The organism is Pseudonocardia acidicola, assembly GCF_012911935.1.
GTDB classification, from domain to species: Bacteria; Actinomycetota; Actinomycetes; order Mycobacteriales; family Pseudonocardiaceae; genus Pseudonocardia; species Pseudonocardia acidicola.
Genome location: NZ_JAAXLA010000018.1, coordinates 80,593 through 100,573, shown reverse-complemented (window position 1 = coordinate 100,573; position 19,981 = coordinate 80,593). Strand labels below are relative to the sequence as shown.

Annotated in this window: 19 protein-coding genes and 1 riboswitch; of the genes, 11 read left to right on the top strand and 8 right to left on the bottom strand. The window is 71.7% G+C overall.

Translation table 11 applies throughout. The features are described from left to right. Nucleotides 1-135 precede the first annotated feature (135 nt). Nucleotides 136-780 carry a LytR C-terminal domain-containing protein gene (locus HF526_RS12340; RefSeq protein ID WP_169381525.1) on the bottom strand — a complete coding sequence of 215 codons (645 nt, stop codon included), beginning with the start codon at nt 778-780 and terminating at the stop codon, nt 136-138. A gap of 62 nt (nt 781-842) precedes the next feature. Continuing rightward, nucleotides 843-1,151, bottom strand: coding sequence for a DUF3263 domain-containing protein (locus HF526_RS12335; RefSeq protein WP_169381524.1), 309 nt, complete (start codon nt 1,149-1,151; stop codon nt 843-845). A gap of 187 nt (nt 1,152-1,338) precedes the next feature. Here HF526_RS12335 and HF526_RS12330 point away from each other — a divergent pair, with 187 nt between their 5' ends. Both HF526_RS12330 and HF526_RS12325 read left to right on the top strand, forming a co-directional pair. Then, complete coding sequence (locus HF526_RS12330; protein ID WP_169381523.1) at nt 1,339-1,911, top strand: peptide deformylase; 573 nt, start codon at nt 1,339-1,341, stop codon at nt 1,909-1,911. Nucleotides 1,912-2,053: 142 nt separating this feature from the next. Next, on the top strand, nt 2,054-2,965 hold the full coding sequence (locus tag HF526_RS12325) for a S1C family serine protease (protein ID WP_169381522.1): 912 nt from the start codon (nt 2,054-2,056) through the stop codon (nt 2,963-2,965). Between the two features lie 349 nt (nt 2,966-3,314). Here HF526_RS12325 and HF526_RS12320 read toward each other — a convergent pair whose 3' ends face one another. Beyond that, a complete protein-coding gene (locus HF526_RS12320) occupies nt 3,315-3,752 on the bottom strand; it encodes a nitroreductase family deazaflavin-dependent oxidoreductase (protein ID WP_169381521.1) in 438 nt (145 codons plus the stop codon). A gap of 145 nt (nt 3,753-3,897) precedes the next feature. After that, a riboswitch (TPP riboswitch) is annotated at nt 3,898-4,007 on the top strand. Between HF526_RS12320 and thiC the strand changes: the two genes are divergently transcribed. The 5 genes from thiC to HF526_RS12295 all read left to right on the top strand — a co-directional run bounded on the left by thiC (nt 4,002) and on the right by HF526_RS12295 (nt 10,335). Beyond that, the gene (thiC, locus tag HF526_RS12315) at nt 4,002-5,654 is read left to right on the top strand and encodes a phosphomethylpyrimidine synthase ThiC (RefSeq protein WP_169381520.1); all 1,653 of its coding nucleotides are present in this window, start codon (nt 4,002-4,004) and stop codon (nt 5,652-5,654) included. Its footprint overlaps the riboswitch before it by 6 nt. Next, nucleotides 5,651-6,517 (top strand): bifunctional hydroxymethylpyrimidine kinase/phosphomethylpyrimidine kinase, encoded by an 867-nt coding sequence (thiD, locus tag HF526_RS12310; RefSeq protein ID WP_169381519.1) that lies wholly within the window; start codon nt 5,651-5,653, stop codon nt 6,515-6,517. Before thiC ends, thiD begins: the two co-directional genes overlap by 4 nt. A 196-nt stretch (nt 6,518-6,713) precedes the next feature. After that, entirely contained in the window at nt 6,714-8,984 is a 2,271-nt protein-coding gene (locus HF526_RS12305; protein ID WP_169381518.1) for a xanthine dehydrogenase family protein molybdopterin-binding subunit, read from the top strand. Then, entirely contained in the window at nt 8,981-9,523 is a 543-nt protein-coding gene (locus HF526_RS12300; RefSeq protein WP_169381517.1) for a 2Fe-2S iron-sulfur cluster-binding protein, read from the top strand. The genes HF526_RS12305 and HF526_RS12300 overlap by 4 nt, the downstream gene beginning before the upstream one ends. Continuing rightward, entirely contained in the window at nt 9,520-10,335 is an 816-nt protein-coding gene (locus HF526_RS12295) for an FAD binding domain-containing protein (protein ID WP_169381516.1), read from the top strand. Before HF526_RS12300 ends, HF526_RS12295 begins: the two co-directional genes overlap by 4 nt. 155 nt (nt 10,336-10,490) lie before the next feature. Here the strand turns inward: HF526_RS12295 and mftM are convergent, their stop codons facing one another. The 5 genes from mftM to HF526_RS12270 form a co-directional block, all read right to left on the bottom strand. Beyond that, on the bottom strand, nt 10,491-11,192 hold the full coding sequence (gene mftM / locus HF526_RS12290; RefSeq protein WP_169381515.1) for a mycofactocin oligosaccharide methyltransferase MftM: 702 nt from the start codon (nt 11,190-11,192) through the stop codon (nt 10,491-10,493). Nucleotides 11,193-11,194: 2 nt separating this feature from the next. Beyond that, on the bottom strand, nt 11,195-12,736 hold the full coding sequence (locus tag HF526_RS12285) for a VWA domain-containing protein (RefSeq protein ID WP_169381514.1): 1,542 nt from the start codon (nt 12,734-12,736) through the stop codon (nt 11,195-11,197). Next, entirely contained in the window at nt 12,737-13,921 is a 1,185-nt protein-coding gene (locus HF526_RS12280) for an AAA family ATPase (protein WP_420821613.1), read from the bottom strand. Between the two features lie 223 nt (nt 13,922-14,144). Beyond that, nucleotides 14,145-15,437, bottom strand: coding sequence for an NDMA-dependent methanol dehydrogenase (gene mdo, locus HF526_RS12275; protein WP_169381512.1), 1,293 nt, complete (start codon nt 15,435-15,437; stop codon nt 14,145-14,147). Nucleotides 15,438-15,571: 134 nt separating this feature from the next. After that, nucleotides 15,572-15,988: a DUF952 domain-containing protein gene (locus HF526_RS12270; RefSeq protein WP_338051433.1), complete on the bottom strand. Its 417-nt coding sequence runs from the start codon at nt 15,986-15,988 to the stop codon at nt 15,572-15,574. Nucleotides 15,989-16,173: 185 nt separating this feature from the next. Here HF526_RS12270 and mftA point away from each other — a divergent pair, with 185 nt between their 5' ends. From mftA to HF526_RS12250, 4 genes are all read left to right on the top strand, one after another. Next, nucleotides 16,174-16,275 (top strand): mycofactocin precursor MftA, encoded by a 102-nt coding sequence (gene mftA / locus HF526_RS12265; protein WP_169381510.1) that lies wholly within the window; start codon nt 16,174-16,176, stop codon nt 16,273-16,275. Continuing rightward, nucleotides 16,265-16,591, top strand: a complete 327-nt coding sequence (mftB, locus tag HF526_RS12260) for a mycofactocin biosynthesis chaperone MftB (RefSeq protein WP_420821610.1) — start codon at nt 16,265-16,267, stop codon at nt 16,589-16,591. Before mftA ends, mftB begins: the two co-directional genes overlap by 11 nt. Nucleotides 16,592-16,649: 58 nt before the next feature. Continuing rightward, nucleotides 16,650-17,876: a mycofactocin radical SAM maturase gene (gene mftC / locus HF526_RS12255; RefSeq protein WP_169381509.1), complete on the top strand. Its 1,227-nt coding sequence runs from the start codon at nt 16,650-16,652 to the stop codon at nt 17,874-17,876. A gap of 91 nt (nt 17,877-17,967) precedes the next feature. Continuing rightward, on the top strand, nt 17,968-19,977 hold the full coding sequence (locus HF526_RS12250) for a mycofactocin system FadH/OYE family oxidoreductase 1 (RefSeq protein WP_338051432.1): 2,010 nt from the start codon (nt 17,968-17,970) through the stop codon (nt 19,975-19,977). Nucleotides 19,978-19,981 lie beyond the last annotated feature (4 nt).

Genomic DNA, 19,981 nt, shown 5'->3' with positions numbered 1-19,981 from the left:
GTGCCCCACGGAGGGCCTCCTGGGTTTCGAGTAGGTGCGTCAGACACACCCACTCCGCCCGGAGGCCCTCCCCTCGATCAAGCCGCCACGCCGGATCGACCTGTCAACAACGTGGTGAGTCGCTACACCTAGGGCTCAGCGGCGCTGGTAGTCGTTCGTGACGATGACGATGAGCCCGGGGCTGGCGTCGTCGAGGCCGGCGAACCGGGGCTCGACCCGCAGGCCGAACTGGCTGCCCAGCAGCTGCGCGGCGGCCTGCTCGTCGGTGCCCGGCCGGTAGTAGACGGTGCTGGTCGAGATGATCCCGCTCGGGTAGTTGCCCTCGGCGGTGACCGTCCAGCCGGAGTTGCGGAAGTCCTGCGCGGCCTGGGCGGCGAGCCCGTGGATGGTGCCGTTGTTGTAGACCCGCAGCGGGACCCGTGCGACAGCGGCGCCACCGCCACCACCAACGGAACCCGCGGCGGGGACCGGCGCCGGGGCCGGGGCCGGGGCGGGTGGCGGCGTCGCGATCGTGGGCTCAGTGGTCGCGCTCGTCGGGCTCGAGCCGAAGTGCGGCAGCGGGACGGACCCGTCGGCCGACGGGCCGGGGCTCGGAGTGGCCGCGGGGGCGGACGCGCTCGCCGTCGCGGTCTGCGAGGGCGCGGCGGCCGCTGAGCCACCGGTTCCGCTGACGGCCAGCGTCGCGAATCCGATGACGGCGGCGACGACGCCGAGGCCGAGCAGGGCGAACCCGCCGATCCGCAGCGGTGAGGAGCCCCCGGGCGAAGCGGGTGCGGTCACGACAACCTCCGTCTGCGCAGGGGGCCGGTCAGCGACCGGACGACGACATGATCACTGTGTCGTCACCACGGCTCGATGCCCAGCCGACGCGCCGCACGGGTGCGCTGGCGGCTGGCCCGCAGCCGGCGCAGCCGCTTGACCAGTAACGGGTCGGCGGCGAGCGCCTCGGGCTTGTCCACGAGCGCGTTGAGCACCTGGTAGTAGCGGGTCGCCGACATGTCGAAGAGCTCGCGGATGGCCTGTTCCTTGGCCCCGGCGTACTTCCACCACTGACCCTCGAAGGCGAGGATCTCGCGCTCCCGGCGGTCAAGCTCCCGGAGCGGTCCGGCGGCGGAGTTGGCGGCTCCGCTGGGTTCCGTGGCGGACTCCATCACGCTCCTCGGACATCGCTGCGCTGACTGGAAGATCCTCGAATGACACTGCTGTCATTCACGGCGGCCATTAGACCACGGGGGACCGACAAGAACGGGCCAGGGACTCGCCACCCCGACGCGTGAATCGGGGGGCTCGATCCGGCCGCTGCAGGTCCTCCCGGAGGGCCGAGATTAGTCTCCCGTTGTGACAGTCCGACCGATCCGCATCATCGGGGATCCCGTCCTGCATCGCCCCACCCGGCCCGTCGAGGTGTTCGACGACGAGCTGCGGACCCTCGTCGCGGACATGTTCGACACGATGGCCGCGGCGCACGGTGTCGGCCTCGCGGCCAACCAGGTCGGTGTCGATCTGCGGGTGTTCGTCTACGACTGCCCGGACGAGACAACCGGCGAGTTCGAGCGCGGCGTCGTCGTCAACCCGGTGCTGGAAACCTCGGAGCTGCCGCAGACCATGCCCGACCCGGACGAGGACGAGGAGGGCTGTCTCTCTGTCCCCGGCGAGCAGTTCCCGACCGGCCGGGCCGACTGGGCCCGGGTGACCGGTGTCGACCTCGACCGGCAGCCGGTGACGGTGGAGGGCCGCGGGTTCCTGGCCCGCTGCCTGCAGCACGAGACCGACCACCTCGACGGCGTGATCTACATCGACCGCCTGATGGGACGCAACGACCGGGCCGCGCGCAAGACCCTCAAGCGCAACGGCTGGGGCGTGCCCGGACTGTCCTGGGACCCGGCCGCGCAGCAGGCCGAAGAGGTCTGAGAGGTCCGACATAGCCCCCTTCCCCGCGAGTCGGCAGTTTCGGGTGGGTGAGTCGGCACTTCCGGGAATCGCCGACGGGGAACACCAGACGGCCGTGCGACGTTCGCCAGGTGCAACGCTGTAAGCGCACAAGGCGGGCGAGATGGACGAGCTCGACTCATACTCCCGGACGGTCAGCACGGTGGCCGCAGAGCTCATCGGGCGGGTCGCCGCGGTCCGGATGCGCCGCGGTAGCGGATCCGCGGTCGTGTTCAGCGCCGACGGTGAGCTCCTCACGAACGCACACGTCGTCGGGGACGCCCCGCGTGGTAGGGCCGAGTTCGTCGACGGCTCGGAGGTCGCGGTGCGGGTGGTGGGTGCCGACGCGCTGTCCGACCTGGCGCTGCTGCGCGCCGAACCGGCCGGGGCGCTGCCCGACCCGGTGCGACTCGGCGACGCCGACGGCCTGGTCGTCGGGCAGCTCGTGGTCGCGGTCGGCAACCCGCTCGGGCTCGCCGGTTCGGTGACCGCGGGCGTGGTGAGTGCGCTCGGGCGGTCGCTGCCCACCCGCAGCGGAAGCGCCGGGCGGGTGGTCGAGGACGTCATCCAGACCGATGCCGCGCTCAACCCCGGCAACTCCGGCGGCGCGCTGGCCGACTCCCGCGCCCGCGTCGTCGGGATCAACACCGCGGTGGCCGGGGTCGGGCTCGGGCTGGCGGTCCCGGTCAACTCGACCACCCTGCGGATCGTCGACGCGCTGCGCGCGCACGGCCGGGTCCGGCGCGCCTACCTCGGTGTCGTCGGCACCCCGGCTCCGGTGCCCGCCACGGTCGCCGACCGGTACGGCCGGCGCAGCGGGCTGCGGCTGGTCGAGGTGATTGCGGGCAGCCCCGCGGCCCGGGCCGGGCTGCGCGCTGGCGACCTCGTGCTCGACGTCGGGCGGCAGCCGGTGCACGACGCGCAGGGCATCCAGCGCCAGCTCTTCGGCGACGCGATCGGCGCACCGCTGCCGGTGACGGTGTTGCGCAACGGGGCGATGGTGGACGTCATCGCCGTGCCCTCGGAGCTCGCCTGACTGCCGCGCACGCGCGGGTCAGCATGTGCCCGTTCTCCCACGCCCACGCGGCGACCTCGACGCGGTTGCGGGCGGCCAGCTTGGTGTGCACGTTCGCCGGGTACGTCGTGACCGTCGACAGCGACACGAACAGCTCGGGGGTCTCGGCGGTGGTGCGCGACGGCGCCGTGCAGCTCGCGGGGCGGCCCCGTCCGCTCCGCGGTGCGGGCGTCGGCCAGCTGGGTGCGGCGCTGGCAGGCTCGGCCGCGGCGCTGCTCGGCGCGGTGATCGGCGCGGGGCCCTGCAGCAGGCCTGACGGCCTCGTGCGCGGTGAGTGGTGCTGGAGCACCACGTGCCGCGCACGGGGGCGTCAGCGCGTGGGCTCGAGGACGAAGACCGGGATCTCCCGGTCGGTCTTGCGCTGGTAGTCGGCGTAGTCGGGGAAGGCGGCGACGGCGCGGTCCCACCAGGTGGCCTTCTCGTCGCCGGTGAGCTCACGGGCGGTGTAGTCGCGGCGTTCCGGACCGTCCTGCAGCTCGACCTGCGGATCGGCCTTGACGTTGTAGTACCAGACCGGGTTCTTCGGAGCCCCGCCCAGCGACGCGACGGCCGCGTAGGAGCCGTCGTGCTCCACGCGCATGAGCGGGGACTTGCGCAGCTTGCCCGACCTGGCGCCCCGGGTCGTCAGAATGATCACGGGCCGGCCGTTCAGCGTGGTACCCCGCGTACCACCGGAACTCTCGTACTCCTCGACCTGGTCGCGGACCCACTGCTCGGGGCTCGGTTCGTACTCACCGCTCAGAGACATGACTCCATGAAACACCCGTGCCCACCCGGCCGCAGGAACTCCACTCGGGCGGGCAACGCCCGCGCTCACCCGTCGGGATGATCCCCGCACACGTCCTGGCGTCGTCGGGGTACAGCGGGTTACGGTCGACGGGCAGTTCACACATCTGAACACACGCGGGAGCTCGTAAGAGAGCGGGCTGAGAGGGCGGCTGGTGCCGCCGACCGCAGAACCTGTCCGGGTAATGCCGGCGTAGGGAGGAAGGCCGTCATGACGGCTCTGCAGGACCGTTCCGTTCGTCCGAACGTCACCACCGGCCCGATCCGGGGCTCGCACAAGGCCTACCTCGAGGGCCCCGACGACATCCGCGTCCCGGTCCGCCGGGTCGAGTTGACGAACGGCGAGCACTTCGACGTCTACGACACCTCCGGCCCGTACACCGACGAGAACGCACACATCGACGTGCGCGAGGGATTGCCGGCGCTTCGCGCGCCCTGGATCGCCGCCCGGGAGCCGATCGACGGTGCCGTCACCCAGGTCGCGTACGCGAAGGCCGGGATCGTCACCCCCGAGATGCGGTTCATCGCGATCCGCGAGGGCGTCGACGCCGAGTTGGTCCGGCACGAGGTCGCGATCGGCCGGGCGGTGATCCCGGCCAACCGCAAGCACCCGGAGTCCGAGCCGATGATCATCGGCAAGAAGTTCCTGGTGAAGATCAACGCCAACATCGGCAACTCCGCGGTGACCTCCTCCATCGAGGAGGAGGTGGACAAGATGGTGTGGGCCACCCGCTGGGGCGCCGACAACGTGATGGACCTGTCCACCGGGAAGAACATCCACGAGACCCGCGAGTGGATCATCCGGAACTCGCCGGTCCCGGTCGGTACGGTGCCGATCTACCAGGCCCTGGAGAAGGTGGACGGGGACCCGGCGAAGCTGTCCTGGGAGATCTACCGGGACACCGTGATCGAGCAGTGCGAGCAGGGCGTCGACTACATGACCGTGCACGCGGGCGTGCTGCTGCGCTATGTGCCGCTGACCGCCAAGCGGGTCACCGGGATCGTCTCCCGCGGCGGATCGATCATGGCCGCGTGGTGCCTGGCGCACCACCGCGAGTCGTTCCTCTACACGCACTTCGACGAGCTGTGCGACATCCTGCGCACCTACGACGTCACCTTCTCCCTCGGCGACGGGTTGCGCCCCGGTTCCATCGCCGACGCCAACGACGACGCCCAGCTCTCCGAGCTCAACACCCTCGGCGAGCTGACCCGGATCGCCCGCGAGCGCAACGTCCAGGTGATGATCGAGGGCCCCGGCCACATCCCGATGCACAAGATCGCGGAGAACGTGCGGCTGGAGGAGGAGTGGTGCGGCGAGGCGCCGTTCTACACCCTCGGGCCGCTGGCCACCGACATCGCGCCGGGCTACGACCACATCACCAGCGCGATCGGTGCGGCGACGATCGCCAAGCACGGCACCGCGATGCTCTGCTACGTCACGCCCAAGGAGCACCTCGGCCTGCCCAACCGCGACGACGTCAAGACCGGCGTGATCACCTACAAGATCGCCGCGCACGCCGCCGACCTGGCGAAGGAGCACCCGCACGCGCAGGCCCGCGACGACGCGCTGAGCCAGGCCCGGTTCGAGTTCCGCTGGGCCGACCAGTTCCGGCTCTCCCTCGACCCGGACACCGCGCAGTCCTTCCACGACGAGACGCTGCCCGCGGAGCCGGCCAAGACCGCGCACTTCTGCTCGATGTGCGGCCCGAAGTTCTGCTCCATGAAGATCACCCAGGACGTCCGGGACTACGCCGAGGCGCACGGACTGACCAGCGTCGAGGCGATCGAGGCGGGGATGGACGAGAAGGCTCAGGAGTTCAACCAGGAGGGCGGTCGGGTATACCTGCCGGTGGTGAATGAATGAGTCCACAGCAGACGGTCGGGGTCACGCCGCCGCGCGCCATGACCATCGCCGGGACCGACTCCGGCGGTGGCGCGGGGATCGCGGCCGATCTGCGCACCTTCACCGCGTGCGGGGTGCACGGCTGTCTCGCCGTCTGCGCGGTGACGGTGCAGAACTCCGTCGGCGTCACCGGCGTACACGAGATCCCGCCGCAGACCGTGGCGGCGCAGATCGCCAGCGTCGCCGGGGACATCGGGCTCGACGCCGTGAAGACCGGGATGCTGGCCGGTCCGGAGATCATCGAGGCGGTCGCCGCCGCGTGCGACGAGAACGGGATCGGCGCCGGCCGGCGCACCCCGCTGGTGATCGATCCGGTGGCCGCGTCGATGCACGGCGACCAGTTGCTGGCCGACTCCGCGCTCGAGAAGTTCCGCACGCTGCTCTTCCCTCGCGCCACCGTGATCACCCCGAACCTCGACGAGGTGCGGCTGCTGATCGGGATCGACGTGCACGACCGGGCGGCGCAGTACGAGGCGGCGAAGGTGCTGCACGGGTTGGGTCCGCGGTACGTCCTGGTCAAGGGCGGGCACCTGCGTGAGGACATCGACGGTTGCGTCGACCTGCTCTACGACGGGCACTCGTTCACCGAGCTGCCGGGGCCGCGGTTCGACACCGGCAACACCCACGGCGGCGGGGACAGCATGGCCGCGGCGATCGCGGCCGGGCTGGCCCGCGGCATGACGGAGCCGGAGGCGGTGGCGTTCGGCAAGCGCTACATCCTCGAGGCGGTCCGGCACTCCTACCCGCTCGGCGCCGGGCACGGCCCGGTCTCGCCGCTGTGGGCGATCCGGGAGTGGTGGAACGAGGGCGAGGCGCGTACCTGACCGAATGGTCAGGTGGGCTCTGCCGCGGTCACGGCGGACGGTCGTCGGCCGGTCACCGGCTGCGACGGACGGGCCGTGACCGCGGCGGCCGGCCTGCATCAGGACCCCTGATGGTTAGCTGAGGCTAGGCTAATCCCCAGGTCAGGCGCTTGCAGACCTGCGCACTCTCGGGTTCTGACATATACGCTCTGCCGCGATGAGCATCTTGGGCACACGCGTTGTCCGTGTCGAGGATCCGGTGTTCCTCACACGGGGCGCGACCTACACCGACGACCTGACCGATGAGCGGCTGACCGGTGCCCTGCACCTGACGTTGGTCCGCTCCCCACTCGCGCACGCGCGCATCACCTCGATCGATGTGGAGGGCGCGCGTCAGGCGCCCGGCGTCGTCGCGGTGATCACCGGCGCCGATCTCGACCTCGAGGCGCCGCTGCTGTTCCCGGCCGCCAACAAGGCCATGGTCCGTCCCTGGCTGGCCACCGACGTGGTCCGCTTCGTCGGGGAGCCGGTCGCCGCCGTGCTCACCGAGGAGCGCTACCAGGGCCAGGACGCGGCCGACCTGGTCGAGGTCGACTACGACCCGCTGCCGGCCGTGATCGACCTCAAGGCCGCCGCCTCCGACGAGGTGGTGCTGTTCCCCGAGGCCCGCACCAACACCGCTGCCGGCTGGGGCCTCGACGACGCGCAGGACGACACCCTGTTCGACGGGTGCGACGTCGTCGTGACCCGCGAGATCGTCAACCAGCGGCTCGCCGCGGCTCCGCTGGAGACCCGCGCCGCCGCGGCCGCCTGGGGCTCCGACGGCCGGGTGACGCTGTTCTGTTCCAGCCAGAACGCCCAGGCCGTGCGTGACGAGGTCGCGGGCTGGATCGGGGTGGACAAGTCCCAGGTCCACGTGATCCTCCCCGACGTGGGCGGCGGGTTCGGCGCGAAGATCGGCGCCGATCCGGAGTTCGCGCTCGTGGCGCACCTGGCCAAGCTCCAGGGCCGGCCCGTCCGCTGGTCGGAGAGCCGCTCGGAGAACATGACCGGGATGGTGCAGGGCCGCGCCCAGCACCAGACCATCACCATCGGCGGCTCCCGCGACGGCAAGGTCAAGGCCTACCGGATCGACATCATCGCCGACGCCGGTGCCTACCCGCGGCTGGGCACGTTCCTGCCGCAGTTCACCCGCATGATGGCCCCGGGCGTCTACGACATCGACAAGGTCGAGTCCCGGGCCCGGGTCGTCGTCACCAACACGACCTCCACCGCCGCCTACCGGGGCGCCGGCCGTCCCGAGGCGACCGCGGCGATCGAGCGGGCCATGGACCTGTTCGCCGCCGAGATCGGCATGGACCCGGCCGAGGTCCGCAAGATCAACGTGGTGGCCCCGGACAAGTTCCCGTTCACCACCAAGGGCGGCGTCGAGTACGACAGCGGCGAGTACGCCAAGGCGATCGACAAGGCCCTCGAGGCGTCGGGTTACGCCGACCTGCGGGCCGAGCAGGCCGCTCGCCGGGAGCGCGGTGACGTCCGGCAGCTGGGCATCGGGGTCTCGGCCTACGTCGAGATCACCGGCGGTGGCGCGTTCGCCGAGGACGCCGCCATCGAGGTGCACCCGGACGGCACGGTGACCGTGCTGACCGGTACCTCGCCGCACGGCCAGGGCCACGCCACCGCGTGGGCCATGCTCGCCAGCGAGCACCTGGGCGTCCCGATCGAGAAGATCACCGTCAAGCACGGCGACACCGACCTCATCCCGCGCGGTGCGGGCACCATGGGTTCGCGCAGCCTGCAGACCGGCGGCGTCGCGGTGTACCAGGCCGCGGGTGAGCTGGTGGAGCTGGCCAAGCAGCGGGCCGCCGAGCTGCTCGAGGCGAACGTCGACGACCTCGTGGTCGACGAGAGCATCGAGGGCATCTCGGTCAAGGGCGCGCCCGGCTCCAGCGTGACGTTCGCGCAGCTCGCCGAGAAGGACTCGCTCGCGGTGTCGACGGTGTTCGACAGCCAGAAGCCGACCTTCCCGTTCGGCGCGCACGTCGCGGTCGTCGAGGTGGACACCGAGTCCGGCAAGGTCACCGTCGAGCGCATCGTGACCGTCGACGACGCCGGTCCGGTCGTCAACCCGCTGCTGGCCGAGGGCCAGCGGCACGGCGGGATCGCCCAGGGCATCTCGCAGGCGCTGCTCGAGGAGGTCGTCTACGACGAGGAGGGCAACCCGCTGACCGCGACGTTCGCCGACTACGGCTTCCCGTCCGCGGCCGAGCTGCCCAGCTTCGAACTCGTGGACCAGGCCACCCCGACCCCGATCAACCCGTTGGGTGCGAAGGGCATCGGCGAGGCCGGAACGATCGGCGCGACGCCGGCGGTGCAGAGCGCCGTCGTGGACGCGCTGTCCCACCTCGGGGTGCGCCACATCGACATGCCGACCACGCCCCTGCGGGTGTGGGAGGCCATCCAGGCCGCTTCGGAGGGGGCCAAGTGAAGGTAGAGATCACGGTCAACGGCGAACCGACCAGCGCCGACGTCGAGCCGCGGCTGCTGCTGGCGCACTACCTGCGTGAGAACGTCGGGCTCAAGGCCACCAACATCGGTTGCGACACGACGTCCTGCGGCGCCTGCACGGTGCTCGTCGACGGCGAGTCGGTGAAGTCCTGCACGGTGCTCGCCGTGCAGACCGACCAGCGGTCGGTCACCACCCTGGAGGGGCTGTCCCCCGAGGGCGGGGAGCTGCACCCGGTGGCCAAGGCCTTCCGGGAGGAGCACGGCCTGCAGTGCGGTTTCTGCACCCCGGGCATGGTCATGGCGGCGGTGAGCCTCATCGAGGAGAACCCGGACCTGACCGAGCGCGACGTGCGGGAGGGGCTGGAGGGCAACCTCTGCCGCTGCACGGGCTACCACAACATCGTCCGCGCGGTCCTCGCCGCGGCGGGGCAGAGCCCCGACGCCGAGCAGAAGCGCGAGGCCGAGAGCGACGCCCTGCGTACCGCTCCCGGCTTCTCGGCCGGAGAGGCGGGCGCATGATCCCCGTCGCGTTCGAGTACGAGCGGCCGGAGACGGTCGACGCCGCCCTGGCGCTGCTGGCCGAGCACGGCGAGGACGCCACCGTCCTGGCCGGCGGCCACTCGCTGCTGCCGGTGATGAAGCTGCGCCTCGGCGCGCCCGAGCTGGTCATCGACATCGGGCGGCTGACCGACCTCAACTACGTCCGCGTCGAGGGTGACGAGGTCGCGATCGGGGCCGGTACCCGGCACCGGGACATCGAGGCCTCCGAGCTGCTGGCCACCGAGGTGCCGCTGCTGCCCGCGGTGGCCCGCACGGTGGGCGACCCGCAGGTCCGCCACCGCGGCACCATCGGCGGCTCGCTCGCCCACTCCGACCCGGCGTCCGACCTGCCCGCGGCGGTGCTCGCGCTGAACGGCACCGTCGTGCTGCGCAGCGCGCGCGGCGAGCGGCAGGTGCCGATCACCGGGTTCTACACCGGGGTCTTCTCCTCGGTGAAGGAGCCGGACGAGCTGATCGTCGAGATCCGGGTGCCGCGCACCGGGTCGGCGGGCTGGGCGTACGAGAAGTTCACCCGCCGGTCCAACGACTGGGCGATCGTCGGGGTCGCCGTGGTCGACGGCCGGGTCGGCCTGGTCAACATGGGCTCGACCCCGCTGCGGGCGTCGGCCACCGAGGCCGCGCTGGCCGAGGGCAAGTCGATCGAGGAGGCGGCGGCCCTGGCCGACGAGGCCACCGACCCGCCCGCGGACACCGCGGCCACCCGCGAGTACCGGCGCCACCTGGCCCGGGTGCTCACCAAGCGGGCGCTCACCACCGCCGCCGGGGCCTGACAACCCCTCCGCGTGCTCACGAACGGCACTTTCGTTCAAACCTATTGAACGAAAGTGCCGTTCGTGGTTTTCCGGGGGTGGGGCGAAGGCCGGGGGCAAGAAGGTCACGTACGAGAAGGCGAAGGACGAGGACGGCGACGACTGGGCTCCGCCGGTCAGGGATCGACGACCAGCCACCCGCCGTGATGGTCGGTGACCGTGAACGGGTGACCGGTCCGTGCGCCCATCGCCGTGAGGGTGGCGGGGTCGAAGCGGCGGACGTGCCCCCAGACCGGGTTGGGGGTGTCCTCGAACGGCACCGCCACCACCACCCGGCGCCGGGCCAGCCGCAGCATCTCGGCCAGCACCACGTCGCCCGCGGGCTCGGGAAGGTGCTCCAGCAGGTGCACGGCGAGCACGGTGTCGGCCGACCCTGACGCCAGCGGCGGGGCGCAGGCGTCCCCGGTCACCGCGTCGACATGCAGCCCCAGCCGGGGTGCCATCCGGGACAGCAGCGCCACGGCGCCGGCTGAGATGTCCACCGCGGTGACCCGGTATCCGGAGCCGGCCAGCCGCAGCGACAGGAAACCGAAGCAGCAGCCGAGCTCGACGACGTCGGTGCCCACGACGAGCTCCGCCGCCCGCGCGTGCACCGGTGCCAGCTCGGCGTTGGTCCCGCCGGGGACCGGGTGCCCGGTCAGCGCGGCCAGGGTGTTGCGGTAGAAGGCGGACCACGCGTCGTCCGGGTCGTCCGCCGCCGAGGTCACCACCGCGACGAAGGCGTCCTCGAACGCCGCCGGGTCCAGCAGTCCCGGCGCCACCAGGGTGCGGTCGAGCCAGCCCGCGAGGTCGTTGTCCAGCCGATCCAGAGCGATCATGCTCAGCGCCCGATCAGTTCGCCGGCCATCTCGTACGAGGTGGCCTCCAGCCCGGTGAGGTCCCGGACCACGCGCACCCGGTCGCAGTACTCGGCGTAGCCGGGCAGGTCACACCGGCCCAGCCCCCAGGAGTACCGCGGTTCCGGCGTCAGCCAGATCGTCTCCCGGGCCCGCCGGGTGATCTCGATGAACGCCTCCATGTTGGGGTCGTTGCCGTTCCCCCGGCCGTCGCCGAGCACCAGCACCGTCGAACGCCGGGTGACCGCCGAGCCGTGCTCCTCCAGGAACTGCCCGAACGCCAGGCCGTAGTGCGAGTTCGCGTCGACGTCGAGCAGGTCGCCGCCGAACACCAGCCCCAGCGCCTTCTCCACCGGGTGGTCGGCGAACAGATCGGTGATCTCGACGAGGTCGGAGACGAACCCGAACGAGCGCACCTGCCCGAACAGGTCCTGCAGGCCGTGCACCAGATGCAGGGTGAACCGCGCCGTGGCCCGCACCGACAGCGACACGTCGGCCAGTACGACCAACCGTGGTTTGTCCTCGGCGCGCCGCACCGTGACCGGGTTGAACGGGACGCCGTCGTAGCGCATGTTCCGCCGCATCGTGCGCCCGGAGTCGACCCGGCCCTGCGGCGACACCCGGCGGCGGTGGGTCAGCGCCCCGTGCAGCGTCTTGGCCAGCCGGCGCAGCGAGTCCTCCAGCTGCATCCGCTCGGCCTCGGCGGCCCGGTCCACCTCGGCGACGCGCTTGTCGCCGTCGCCGTTCTCGACGATCCGCTGCTCGAGCTCCAGCAGCCGCTCCAGGTGCTTCTTGATCGCCTCCGGCAGGTTGGCGAGCACCCCCGCCAGCCGCCGGCGCAGCGCGGCCGCGTCGTCCTCGGTGCCGGTCTCCTTCGCGACCTCGTCCTCGGCCGCGGTCAGCCAGCCCAGCAGCGCCTCCTGCTGGGCCACCGACAGGTCGGCGTCGACCTTGGTGCCGGTGGCGGTGGAGACCTCCCCGGGCAACCCGGCACCGGAGAGCCGGTCGGTCTCGATCTGCACCCGGTCGCCCTCGGACTGCGGCCCGGCGAGGTTGTCCTTGGAGAAGACGATCTCCTCGGTCATCGCCGCCAGGTCGATCTTGTTGGCCTCCTGGTGCAGGTTGTACTGCTGCGCGAGGTCCTCCGGGTCGAAGTAGTCCCGGATGTCCACGGGCTTGCCGTGACTGTGTCCCTGCTGCGGGGTCTCGCTCGGCTCCTCGGACAGCGTGAAGTTCTCCAGCGCGCCCTCGTCGGACAGGTCGCCGTGGCCGTGCCCGTGGCCGTGGCCGTGCGCTTGTTCACCCACCTTGATCAGGGAGAAGAAGGCGTCGAACACCTCGGTGAAGGTGGCGTCGTCCCGCCGGTCCTTGATCAGCGCGACGCGCAGCGCCTCACGCAGGATCTCCCGGTCGGCGAGGATGCCGGGCTGGCCGGCGCAGCGCATCGCGTCGAGGGCCTCGGAGACCGAGATCCGCACCCCGCGCAGCCGCAGCAGCCGGACGAAGCGGTGGATGCTCGCCTCCATCTACAGCGCCCGCTTGCGGCCCAGCCCGAACGAGCGGCTGCCCTGGCCCGACGTCACGTTGCGCACCTTCCCGGGAGTGTCGGCCGGGCTGTCCTTGGCGTACTTCGGAGTGCCATAGGCGCCGTCGCCGTGCCGGCCGGCCTCGTCCTTGGCGGCGCGCACCGCGCGGCCGTCGGCCCCGCCGTGGTCGTCGTGGGAGTGGTCGTCGTGCCCGTGGCCGTGGCCGTGCCCGTGCCCGTGGTCGTGCGGCCCGGGGATCTCGGCGTTGGGGTCGACCAGCCGGGGCAGCGCGTCGAGCGCCTTCTTGACGTCCTTGTCGTACTTGACGACCACCGAGACGGTGTCGCTGAGCACCTGCGCGTTGAGCTCGTCGACGCCGAGCACGGCCAGCGTGCGGGCCCAGTCGATGGTCTCGGAGATGCTCGGGGCCTTGCGCAGCTCCAGCTCGCGCAGCCCGCGCACGACGTTGACCAGCTCGTCGGCCAGCGCGTCGGCCAGCCCGGTCTTCTTCGACTTCACGATCTCCAGCTCGCGCCCGGCGGAGGGGTAGTCGAGGAACAGGTGCAGGCAGCGGCGCTTGAGCGCGGCGGCAAGGTCGCGGGTGTTGTTCGAGGTGAGCAGCACGTAGGGGCGCTGCTCGGCGGTGAAGGTGCCGACCTCGGGCACCGAGATCTGGAACTCGCCGAGGGTTTCCAGCAGCACCGCTTCGAGGGCTTCGTCGGCGCGGTCGACCTCGTCGATGAGCAGCACCACCGGTTGCGGGGAGCGGATCGCCTCGAGCAGCGGGCGGGGGGCGAGGAAGCGTTCGGAGAAGAACACCGATTCCTGGGCGCCGATCCGGTCGACCGCAGTGGTCAGGTCGGGAGCGTCGGCGACGACCTGGCCGATCTTCTCGCGCAGGATCTGGGTGTAGAGCAGCTGCTTGCCGTAGTCCCACTCGTAGAGGGCCTTGGTCTCGTCCTGGCCCTCGTAGCACTGCAGGCGCAGCAGCCGGCGCCCGGTGGCGGCGGCCAGCACCTTGGCCAGTTCGGTCTTGCCGACGCCGGCGGGGCCCTCGAGCAGCAGCGGCTTGTTCAGCCGGGTGAGCAGGAAGACGGTGGTGGCCAGCCGGGTGTCGGCGATGTAGCCCTGATCGCGCAGCGCCTCGACGACGCCGTCGACCGAGTCGAAGTCGTCGGCCAGCACGGAGTCGGCGGCCTCGACGGCCTCGAGCGCCGTGGCGGGGTCGAGCGGGGCGGGGACGTCGGGCACAGCTGCGCTCCTTTGCTGCGGTGGGTCCATCGTGCGCCGGATAGGGCCGAGCTGCACAGCGGTCGATGTGAACAGGGATGGGGTGAACGGACATGATCCGGACGACGGTGAGTGGCGAGCGGCGCCCGCCGGCGCCGCTCGCCACCGGAGCGGGTGCTCAGCCGAGCAGGTCGTCCAGGTCGCCGTTCATGCAGTGCTCGACGACCGGGCGCACCGTCTCGAAGGTGCACTCCTTCGCGTTGCCCGGGGTGCACGCGTCACCGAGGACGTGGTTGGTGATCCGGTCCACGTCGGCGGCGTCGCCGGTGATCGTCTTCTGGCTCTCGTAGTACTTGGTCGGGCCCTGCCCGAGGCGGTTCTTCGAGTAGCTGTCCTGGGTGACGTCGACGAAGCGCTCCGGGATGCCCACGTCGCGCAGCAGCCGGATCGCGGCGGCGAGCGCGGCCTCGGCGGCCTGCACCTTGGTCATGCCGTGGGTGTCGATGCCCATGGCCTCGGCGATGTCGGCGAAGCGCTCGTAGCAGACCGGCATGTTGAACGCCCACACCCGCGGCAGCGCGATCGCGTTGTTCAGCCCGTGGTGGGTGTCGTAGAACGCCGACACCGCGTGCGAGATGGAGTGGATGATCCCCAGGCCGCCGGAGTTGAACGCCTGGGCGGCGATGTACTGCGCGTACATCATGCCCTCGCGGCCGGCCAGGTCCTGGCCGTTCCACACCGCAGCCCGCAGGCTCTGCGCGGTCAGCTTGATCGCGTGCAGTGCGTTGCCCAGCGACGGGTGGAAGTTCAGCCGCGAGACGTACGGCTCGGAGGCGTGCGCGAGCACGTCGAACCCGCACTGCGCGGTGTAGTCGATCGGGCAGTCGTAGTACAGGACCGGGTCGTCGATCGCGAGGCTGGTGACGCTCGCGTCGTCGAAGGCCACGTACTTGTGCGGGTTGTCCGGGTCGGTGGTGGTGTCGGTGATGACGTAGGCCCACGAGGTCTCCGAGCCGGTGCCGGCGGTGGTGGAGACCGCGATGTGCGGCGGGTTCTGCGGGTTCTCCGACTTGTTGAAGCCCTCGAACTCGTTGACGTTGCGGCCGTCGTGCGCGACCGAGACGCGCGCGCCCTTACAGGCGTCGTGGCTGGACCCACCGCCGATGGAGACGAAGCTGTCGCAGTTGTTCTGCTGGTACAGCGCCACGGCGTCCATGACGTTGTAGTCCTTGGGGTTGGACTCCACCTTGTCGTACACGACGACCTCGAGCCCGTGGTACTTCATCGACTCGACGATCTTGTGCACGATGTCGGTGCCGCGCAGGCCCGAGGTCATCACCAGGGTCTTCTTGAAGCCCATCTTCAGGGCCTCCGGACCGATCATCTCGTGCGCGCCGGGACCCAGCAGGGCACGGGGGAACGGGTGGAACTCCTTGATGGGGAACGGCTTCAGAAGTTCGTCGACCTGCATGGCAGCCCTTTCTGGTGCAGGGGGTGGTCGCGGCCGACGCTAGAAGGGTGTGGGCCCGCGCACAGCGAAACCCGTTCGCCGGAGGGGGCAGGACTGTCCGGTCGGGCAGGTGCGCGAACCACGGGTCGGATGGGTCAGGGACGCGTCCACCCCGCAGAGCCCGCTGTGGGCGTGCCCGCGGCCGGCGGTGGCGGGGGCGCGTCGAAGCCGCCGTCGGGGCGGGGCCGATAGGCCAGTACCGCGGTGACGGCGCCGGTGGGGACCGCACCATAGGCGTGCGGAAACCGTAGGTCCGGCGGGTCGGTGGGCAGCCCGGGCTCCCATCGGACCGGCACTGCGGCGCGCTCGAGCGCGTCGGGATCGATCGCGAGCAGCAGTACGTCGTCGCGGCCGTGGAAGAGCCGGTCGGCGGGCAGCGTGACCTGTTCGAGGGTCGACAGGTGCACGTAGCCGACCTCGGCCAGCGACGGTGGGGCGAGCCGGCCCGCGGCCCGGGCGGCGGCCCAGTCGGCGGGGGTGCACAGGTGCAGCAGGGCGGAGGACGGGGTCACCGGGACAGTCTCGCGGTGTCGCGGCACCGCACGGTCGCCCCTCCGAACGGGCGGGTCCGATCCAGGACGGGCGGGTGGGGACCCTTGCTTGTTGCACCCGGTGCCAATATGGTTCGGCTCACTCACCGCACCGAACACTGACGGCACTTCTGACAGTGGTGTCAGCGAAGTCCAAGGAGGAGCCCATGGCGCCCGTCGAGCAGCACGAGTCCGCCACCGAGGAGCCCGTCGTCGAGGAGACCCTCGTCGAGGAGGTCTCGATCGACGGTATGTGCGGTGTCTACTGAGTCGTCCGCGGCGACCCGGACCGTGAGCGCGCAGGCCGGCCAGGGCTCGGACTTCGATCCCGGGTCGGCCTACCGCTGCAGCCCGCAGGTGGCCCTGCGCCCCGAGCCGTTCGGCGCGCTGGTCTACCACTTCGGAACCCGCAAGCTGTCCTTCCTGAAGACGCCGGAGCTCGTCGAGGTCGTCAAGGGCCTCGAGCACCATCCCGACGTGCACTCCGCGATCGAGGCGGCGGGCGTCGAGGAGGCACAGCGGTCCGCCTACCTGCGTGCGCTGGCCGGTCTGGCCGCCTCCGGGACCATCGAAACCCGCGCGTGAGCGGTGAGTGGTGCCCCGGCACCACTCACCGCTCACGACCCACCACAGTGGAGTGCACGTGAAGCTGGTCGACCACTTCCAGTACGGCCTCAATTCGCCGATCTGTCTGACCTGGGAGCTCACCTACGCCTGCAACCTGGCGTGCGTGCACTGCCTGTCGTCGTCGGGCCGGCGCGACCCCCGCGAGCTGTCCACCGCCGAGTGCAAGGCGGTCATCGACGAGCTGCAGCGGATGCAGGTCTTCTACATCAACATCGGCGGCGGCGAGCCGACGGTGCGCAGTGACTTCTGGGAGTTGCTCGACTACTCCGTCGCCCACAACGTGGGCGTCAAATTCTCCACCAACGGCATCAAGCTCGACAAGAAGCGCGCGGCCCAGCTGGCCGCGACCGACTACGTCGACATCCAGATCTCGCTCGACGGCGCGACCGCCGACGTCAACGACCACGTGCGCGGCCCGGGCTCGTACGACACCGCGATGCGGGCGCTGGAGAACCTGGCCGAGGCCGGTTTCGGCCAGCCGAAGATCAGCGTGGTGATGACCCGGCAGAACGTCGACCAGCTCGACGAGTTCAAGGCCATCGCCGACAAGTTCGGGGCCCAGCTGCGGATCACCCGGCTGCGCCCCTCCGGCCGCGGCGCCGACGTCTGGGACGAGTTGCACCCCACCGCCGCCCAGCAGCGCCAGCTCTACGACTGGCTGGTCGCGCGCGGCGACAACGTGCTCACCGGCGACTCCTTCTTCCACCTCTCTGCCTACGGCGAGGCGCTGCCCGGGCTGAACCTGTGCGGCGCGGGCCGGGTGGTCTGCCTGATCGACCCGGTCGGCGACGTCTACGCCTGCCCGTTCGCGATCCACGAGAACTTCCTCGCCGGCAACGTCCGCGACGAGGGCGGCTTCCAGAAGGTGTGGCAGAGCTCGGAGCTGTTCACCGAGCTGCGCCAGCCGCAGACCGGCGGGGCCTGCCGGTCGTGCATGCACTACGACTCCTGCCAGGGCGGCTGCATGGCGGCCAAGTTCTTCACCGGCCTGCCGCTCGACGGCCCCGACCCGGAGTGCGTGCGCGGGTTCGGCGAGCAGGCGCTCGCCGCCCGTGACGGCTCGACCGTGATCCCCAAGTCCGATGTGGACCACAGCCGCTCGGCGCCCCGCAACTCGCGGGGTCCGGTCCCGGTCTCGATCGGGGTGGGGCGCCCGGACCGCGCCTGCGACACCAGCCCGCTGGCCGGGTTCGGCGCCTCCCCGACCGACTCCGGCCTGCGCGTCCCCGTCGCCGGCGGCTGAACCGAAACGAGAGACACCGCTTCATGGCTCCGCACTGTCGTCGGGGCACAGGTCCCTACCGCGCCATGCCTTCAGCACGCGGGAGGGGTCGGTGGTCCCCGTGTCACTGACCGATCCGATCAAGCTGCGCGGGCGGACGGCACCCAGCCGGGTGCTGTTCGGCCCGCACGAGACCAACCTGGCGCGCAGGCGGGAGATCTCCGGCCGGCACGTCGCCTACTACGCCCGCCGCGCGGTCGGGGGCGCCGGGATCATCGTCACCGAGATCGCGAGCGTGCACCTCTCCGACTGGCCCTACGAGCGGGCGCCGCTCGCCGTGGACGCCGCGCCCGGCTGGGCCGACGTGGTCCGGGCCTGCCGGCCGCACGGCGCGCTGGTGCTCGCCGGTCTCGGCCACGCGGGCGCGCAGGGTTCGTCGGCGTTCGGTCAGCAGGCGCTGTGGGGGCCGTCCCGGGTGGCCGACGTGGCCAGCCGGGAGGTCCCGATGGAGGTCGAGCAGACCGAGATCGACGCGTTGGTCGCCGGATTCGCCGACGCCGCCCGGCTCGCGGCGCGGGCCGACCTCGACGGTGTGGAGATCAACGCCGGACAGCACTCGATCCTGCGGCAGTTCCTCTCCGGGCTGACCAACCAGCGCGGCGACGGTTACGGCGGCGACCACAAGGACCGGCTGCTGCGCGAGGTCCTCGGCGCGGTCCGCGAGGGCCTGGGTGAGGACCGGGTCCTCGGCCTGCGCCTGTGCTGCGACGAGATGGCCCCGTGGGCCGGGATCACCCCCGAGCACGCCGCGGCCACCGCCGCCGCGGTCGCCGGGTCGATCGACTACCTGGCCGTGGTCCGCGGGTCCGGGATGTCCGTGCCCTCGACCCGTCCCGACCTGCACACCGAGCCCGGCTTCAACCGGGAACTGTGCGCCGGGATCCGCTCCGGCCTGCGCGAGGCCGGGGCCGAGGTCCCCGTGGTCCTCCAGGGCAGCGTCGTCGACCACGCGATGGCGGGCGGCGCGCTGGAGTCCGGTGTGGCCGACCTCGTCGAGATGACCCGCGCGCAGATCGCCGAGCCCAACCTCGTCGCGCTCGTCCGGGCCGGCACGCCCGAGCGGGTGCGCCCCTGCACGCTGTCCAACCAGCGCAGCTGCGTTCGCGACAACCGCAACCCCATCGTCTCCGACGAGGCCGAGCCGCGCTCCGGACACGAGACCGAGGACGCCGCCGTCGAGGGCACCGACGCGCACCCGCGCGACGTGCTCGTGGTCGGCGGCGGCCCGGCCGGCATGGAGGCCGCGCGGGTGCTGGCCTCCCGCGGGCACCGGGTGCGGCTGGTGGAGTCCGAACCGGAGCTCGGCGGTGCGTTGCGCCTGGCCGCCGTGGTCGGCGGCCGGGCCCGGATGGGCCTGCTCATCCCGTGGTGGTGCAGCGAGCTCGACCGGCTCGGCGTCAAGGTCGAGACCGGAGTGGAGGTCGGCGAGTCCGATCTGGACGCCGCGGAACGCGACGGGGTCGCGGTGCTGCTGGCCACCGGGTCACGGCCGGGGCCGCGTGCCTTCGAGGCCGGGGACGGGGTCGACGTCCGGACCGTCGTGGAGTTCGAGCGGGCGGTCCTGGCGGCCGGGTCGACCGGGGCCGCGCTCCCGGAGGGCGCCGCGGTCGTCGTCCACGACCCGATCGGTGACTGGACCGGGGTCGGGGTCGCCGAACAGGTCGCCGCGGCCGGGCGGGCCTGCGCGATCGTCAGCCAGGACCAGGTCGCCGGCACCCAGCTCGCGCTCACCGGCGATCTCGCTTCGGCGAACACCCGGCTGCAACAGGCCGGCGTGTCCCGCGAGCTGCGGTCGCTGCTGCGCGGCGTCGGCGCCGGGAAGGCCACGCTCGAGGACACCTACACGGGGGAGCGGCGCGAGATCGACTGCACGGTCCTGATCGACTGCGGGCACCGGCTGCCCGAGGAGACACTGTGGGCCGCGCGCCCGCAGCACCGGCGCGCCGGCGACTGCGTCGCCCCGCGCACGGTCTACGAAGCGGTGCTCGAGGGCCGCCGCGCCGCGCTCGCGATCGGCGCCGCCCACCGCGCCCCGCTCGCCACGACAGGAGGCACCAGATGAGTGC

Excerpts from the sequence above, each read along its gene's own strand:
- HF526_RS12335 (WP_169381524.1), bottom strand. The coding sequence starts at position 1,151 with ATGGAGTCCGCCACGGAACCCAGCGGAGCCGCCAACTCCGCCGCCGGA.
- HF526_RS12325 (WP_169381522.1), top strand. The coding sequence starts at position 2,054 with ATGGACGAGCTCGACTCATACTCCCGGACGGTCAGCACGGTGGCCGCA.
- HF526_RS12320 (WP_169381521.1), bottom strand. The coding sequence starts at position 3,752 with ATGTCTCTGAGCGGTGAGTACGAACCGAGCCCCGAGCAGTGGGTCCGC.
- thiC (WP_169381520.1), top strand. The coding sequence starts at position 4,002 with ATGACGGCTCTGCAGGACCGTTCCGTTCGTCCGAACGTCACCACCGGC.
- thiD (WP_169381519.1), top strand. The coding sequence starts at position 5,651 with ATGAGTCCACAGCAGACGGTCGGGGTCACGCCGCCGCGCGCCATGACC.
- HF526_RS12305 (WP_169381518.1), top strand. The coding sequence starts at position 6,714 with ATGAGCATCTTGGGCACACGCGTTGTCCGTGTCGAGGATCCGGTGTTC.
- HF526_RS12295 (WP_169381516.1), top strand. The coding sequence starts at position 9,520 with ATGATCCCCGTCGCGTTCGAGTACGAGCGGCCGGAGACGGTCGACGCC.
- mftM (WP_169381515.1), bottom strand. The coding sequence starts at position 11,192 with ATGATCGCTCTGGATCGGCTGGACAACGACCTCGCGGGCTGGCTCGAC.
- HF526_RS12285 (WP_169381514.1), bottom strand. The coding sequence starts at position 12,736 with ATGGAGGCGAGCATCCACCGCTTCGTCCGGCTGCTGCGGCTGCGCGGG.
- mdo (WP_169381512.1), bottom strand. The coding sequence starts at position 15,437 with ATGCAGGTCGACGAACTTCTGAAGCCGTTCCCCATCAAGGAGTTCCAC.
- mftA (WP_169381510.1), top strand. The coding sequence starts at position 16,174 with ATGGCGCCCGTCGAGCAGCACGAGTCCGCCACCGAGGAGCCCGTCGTC.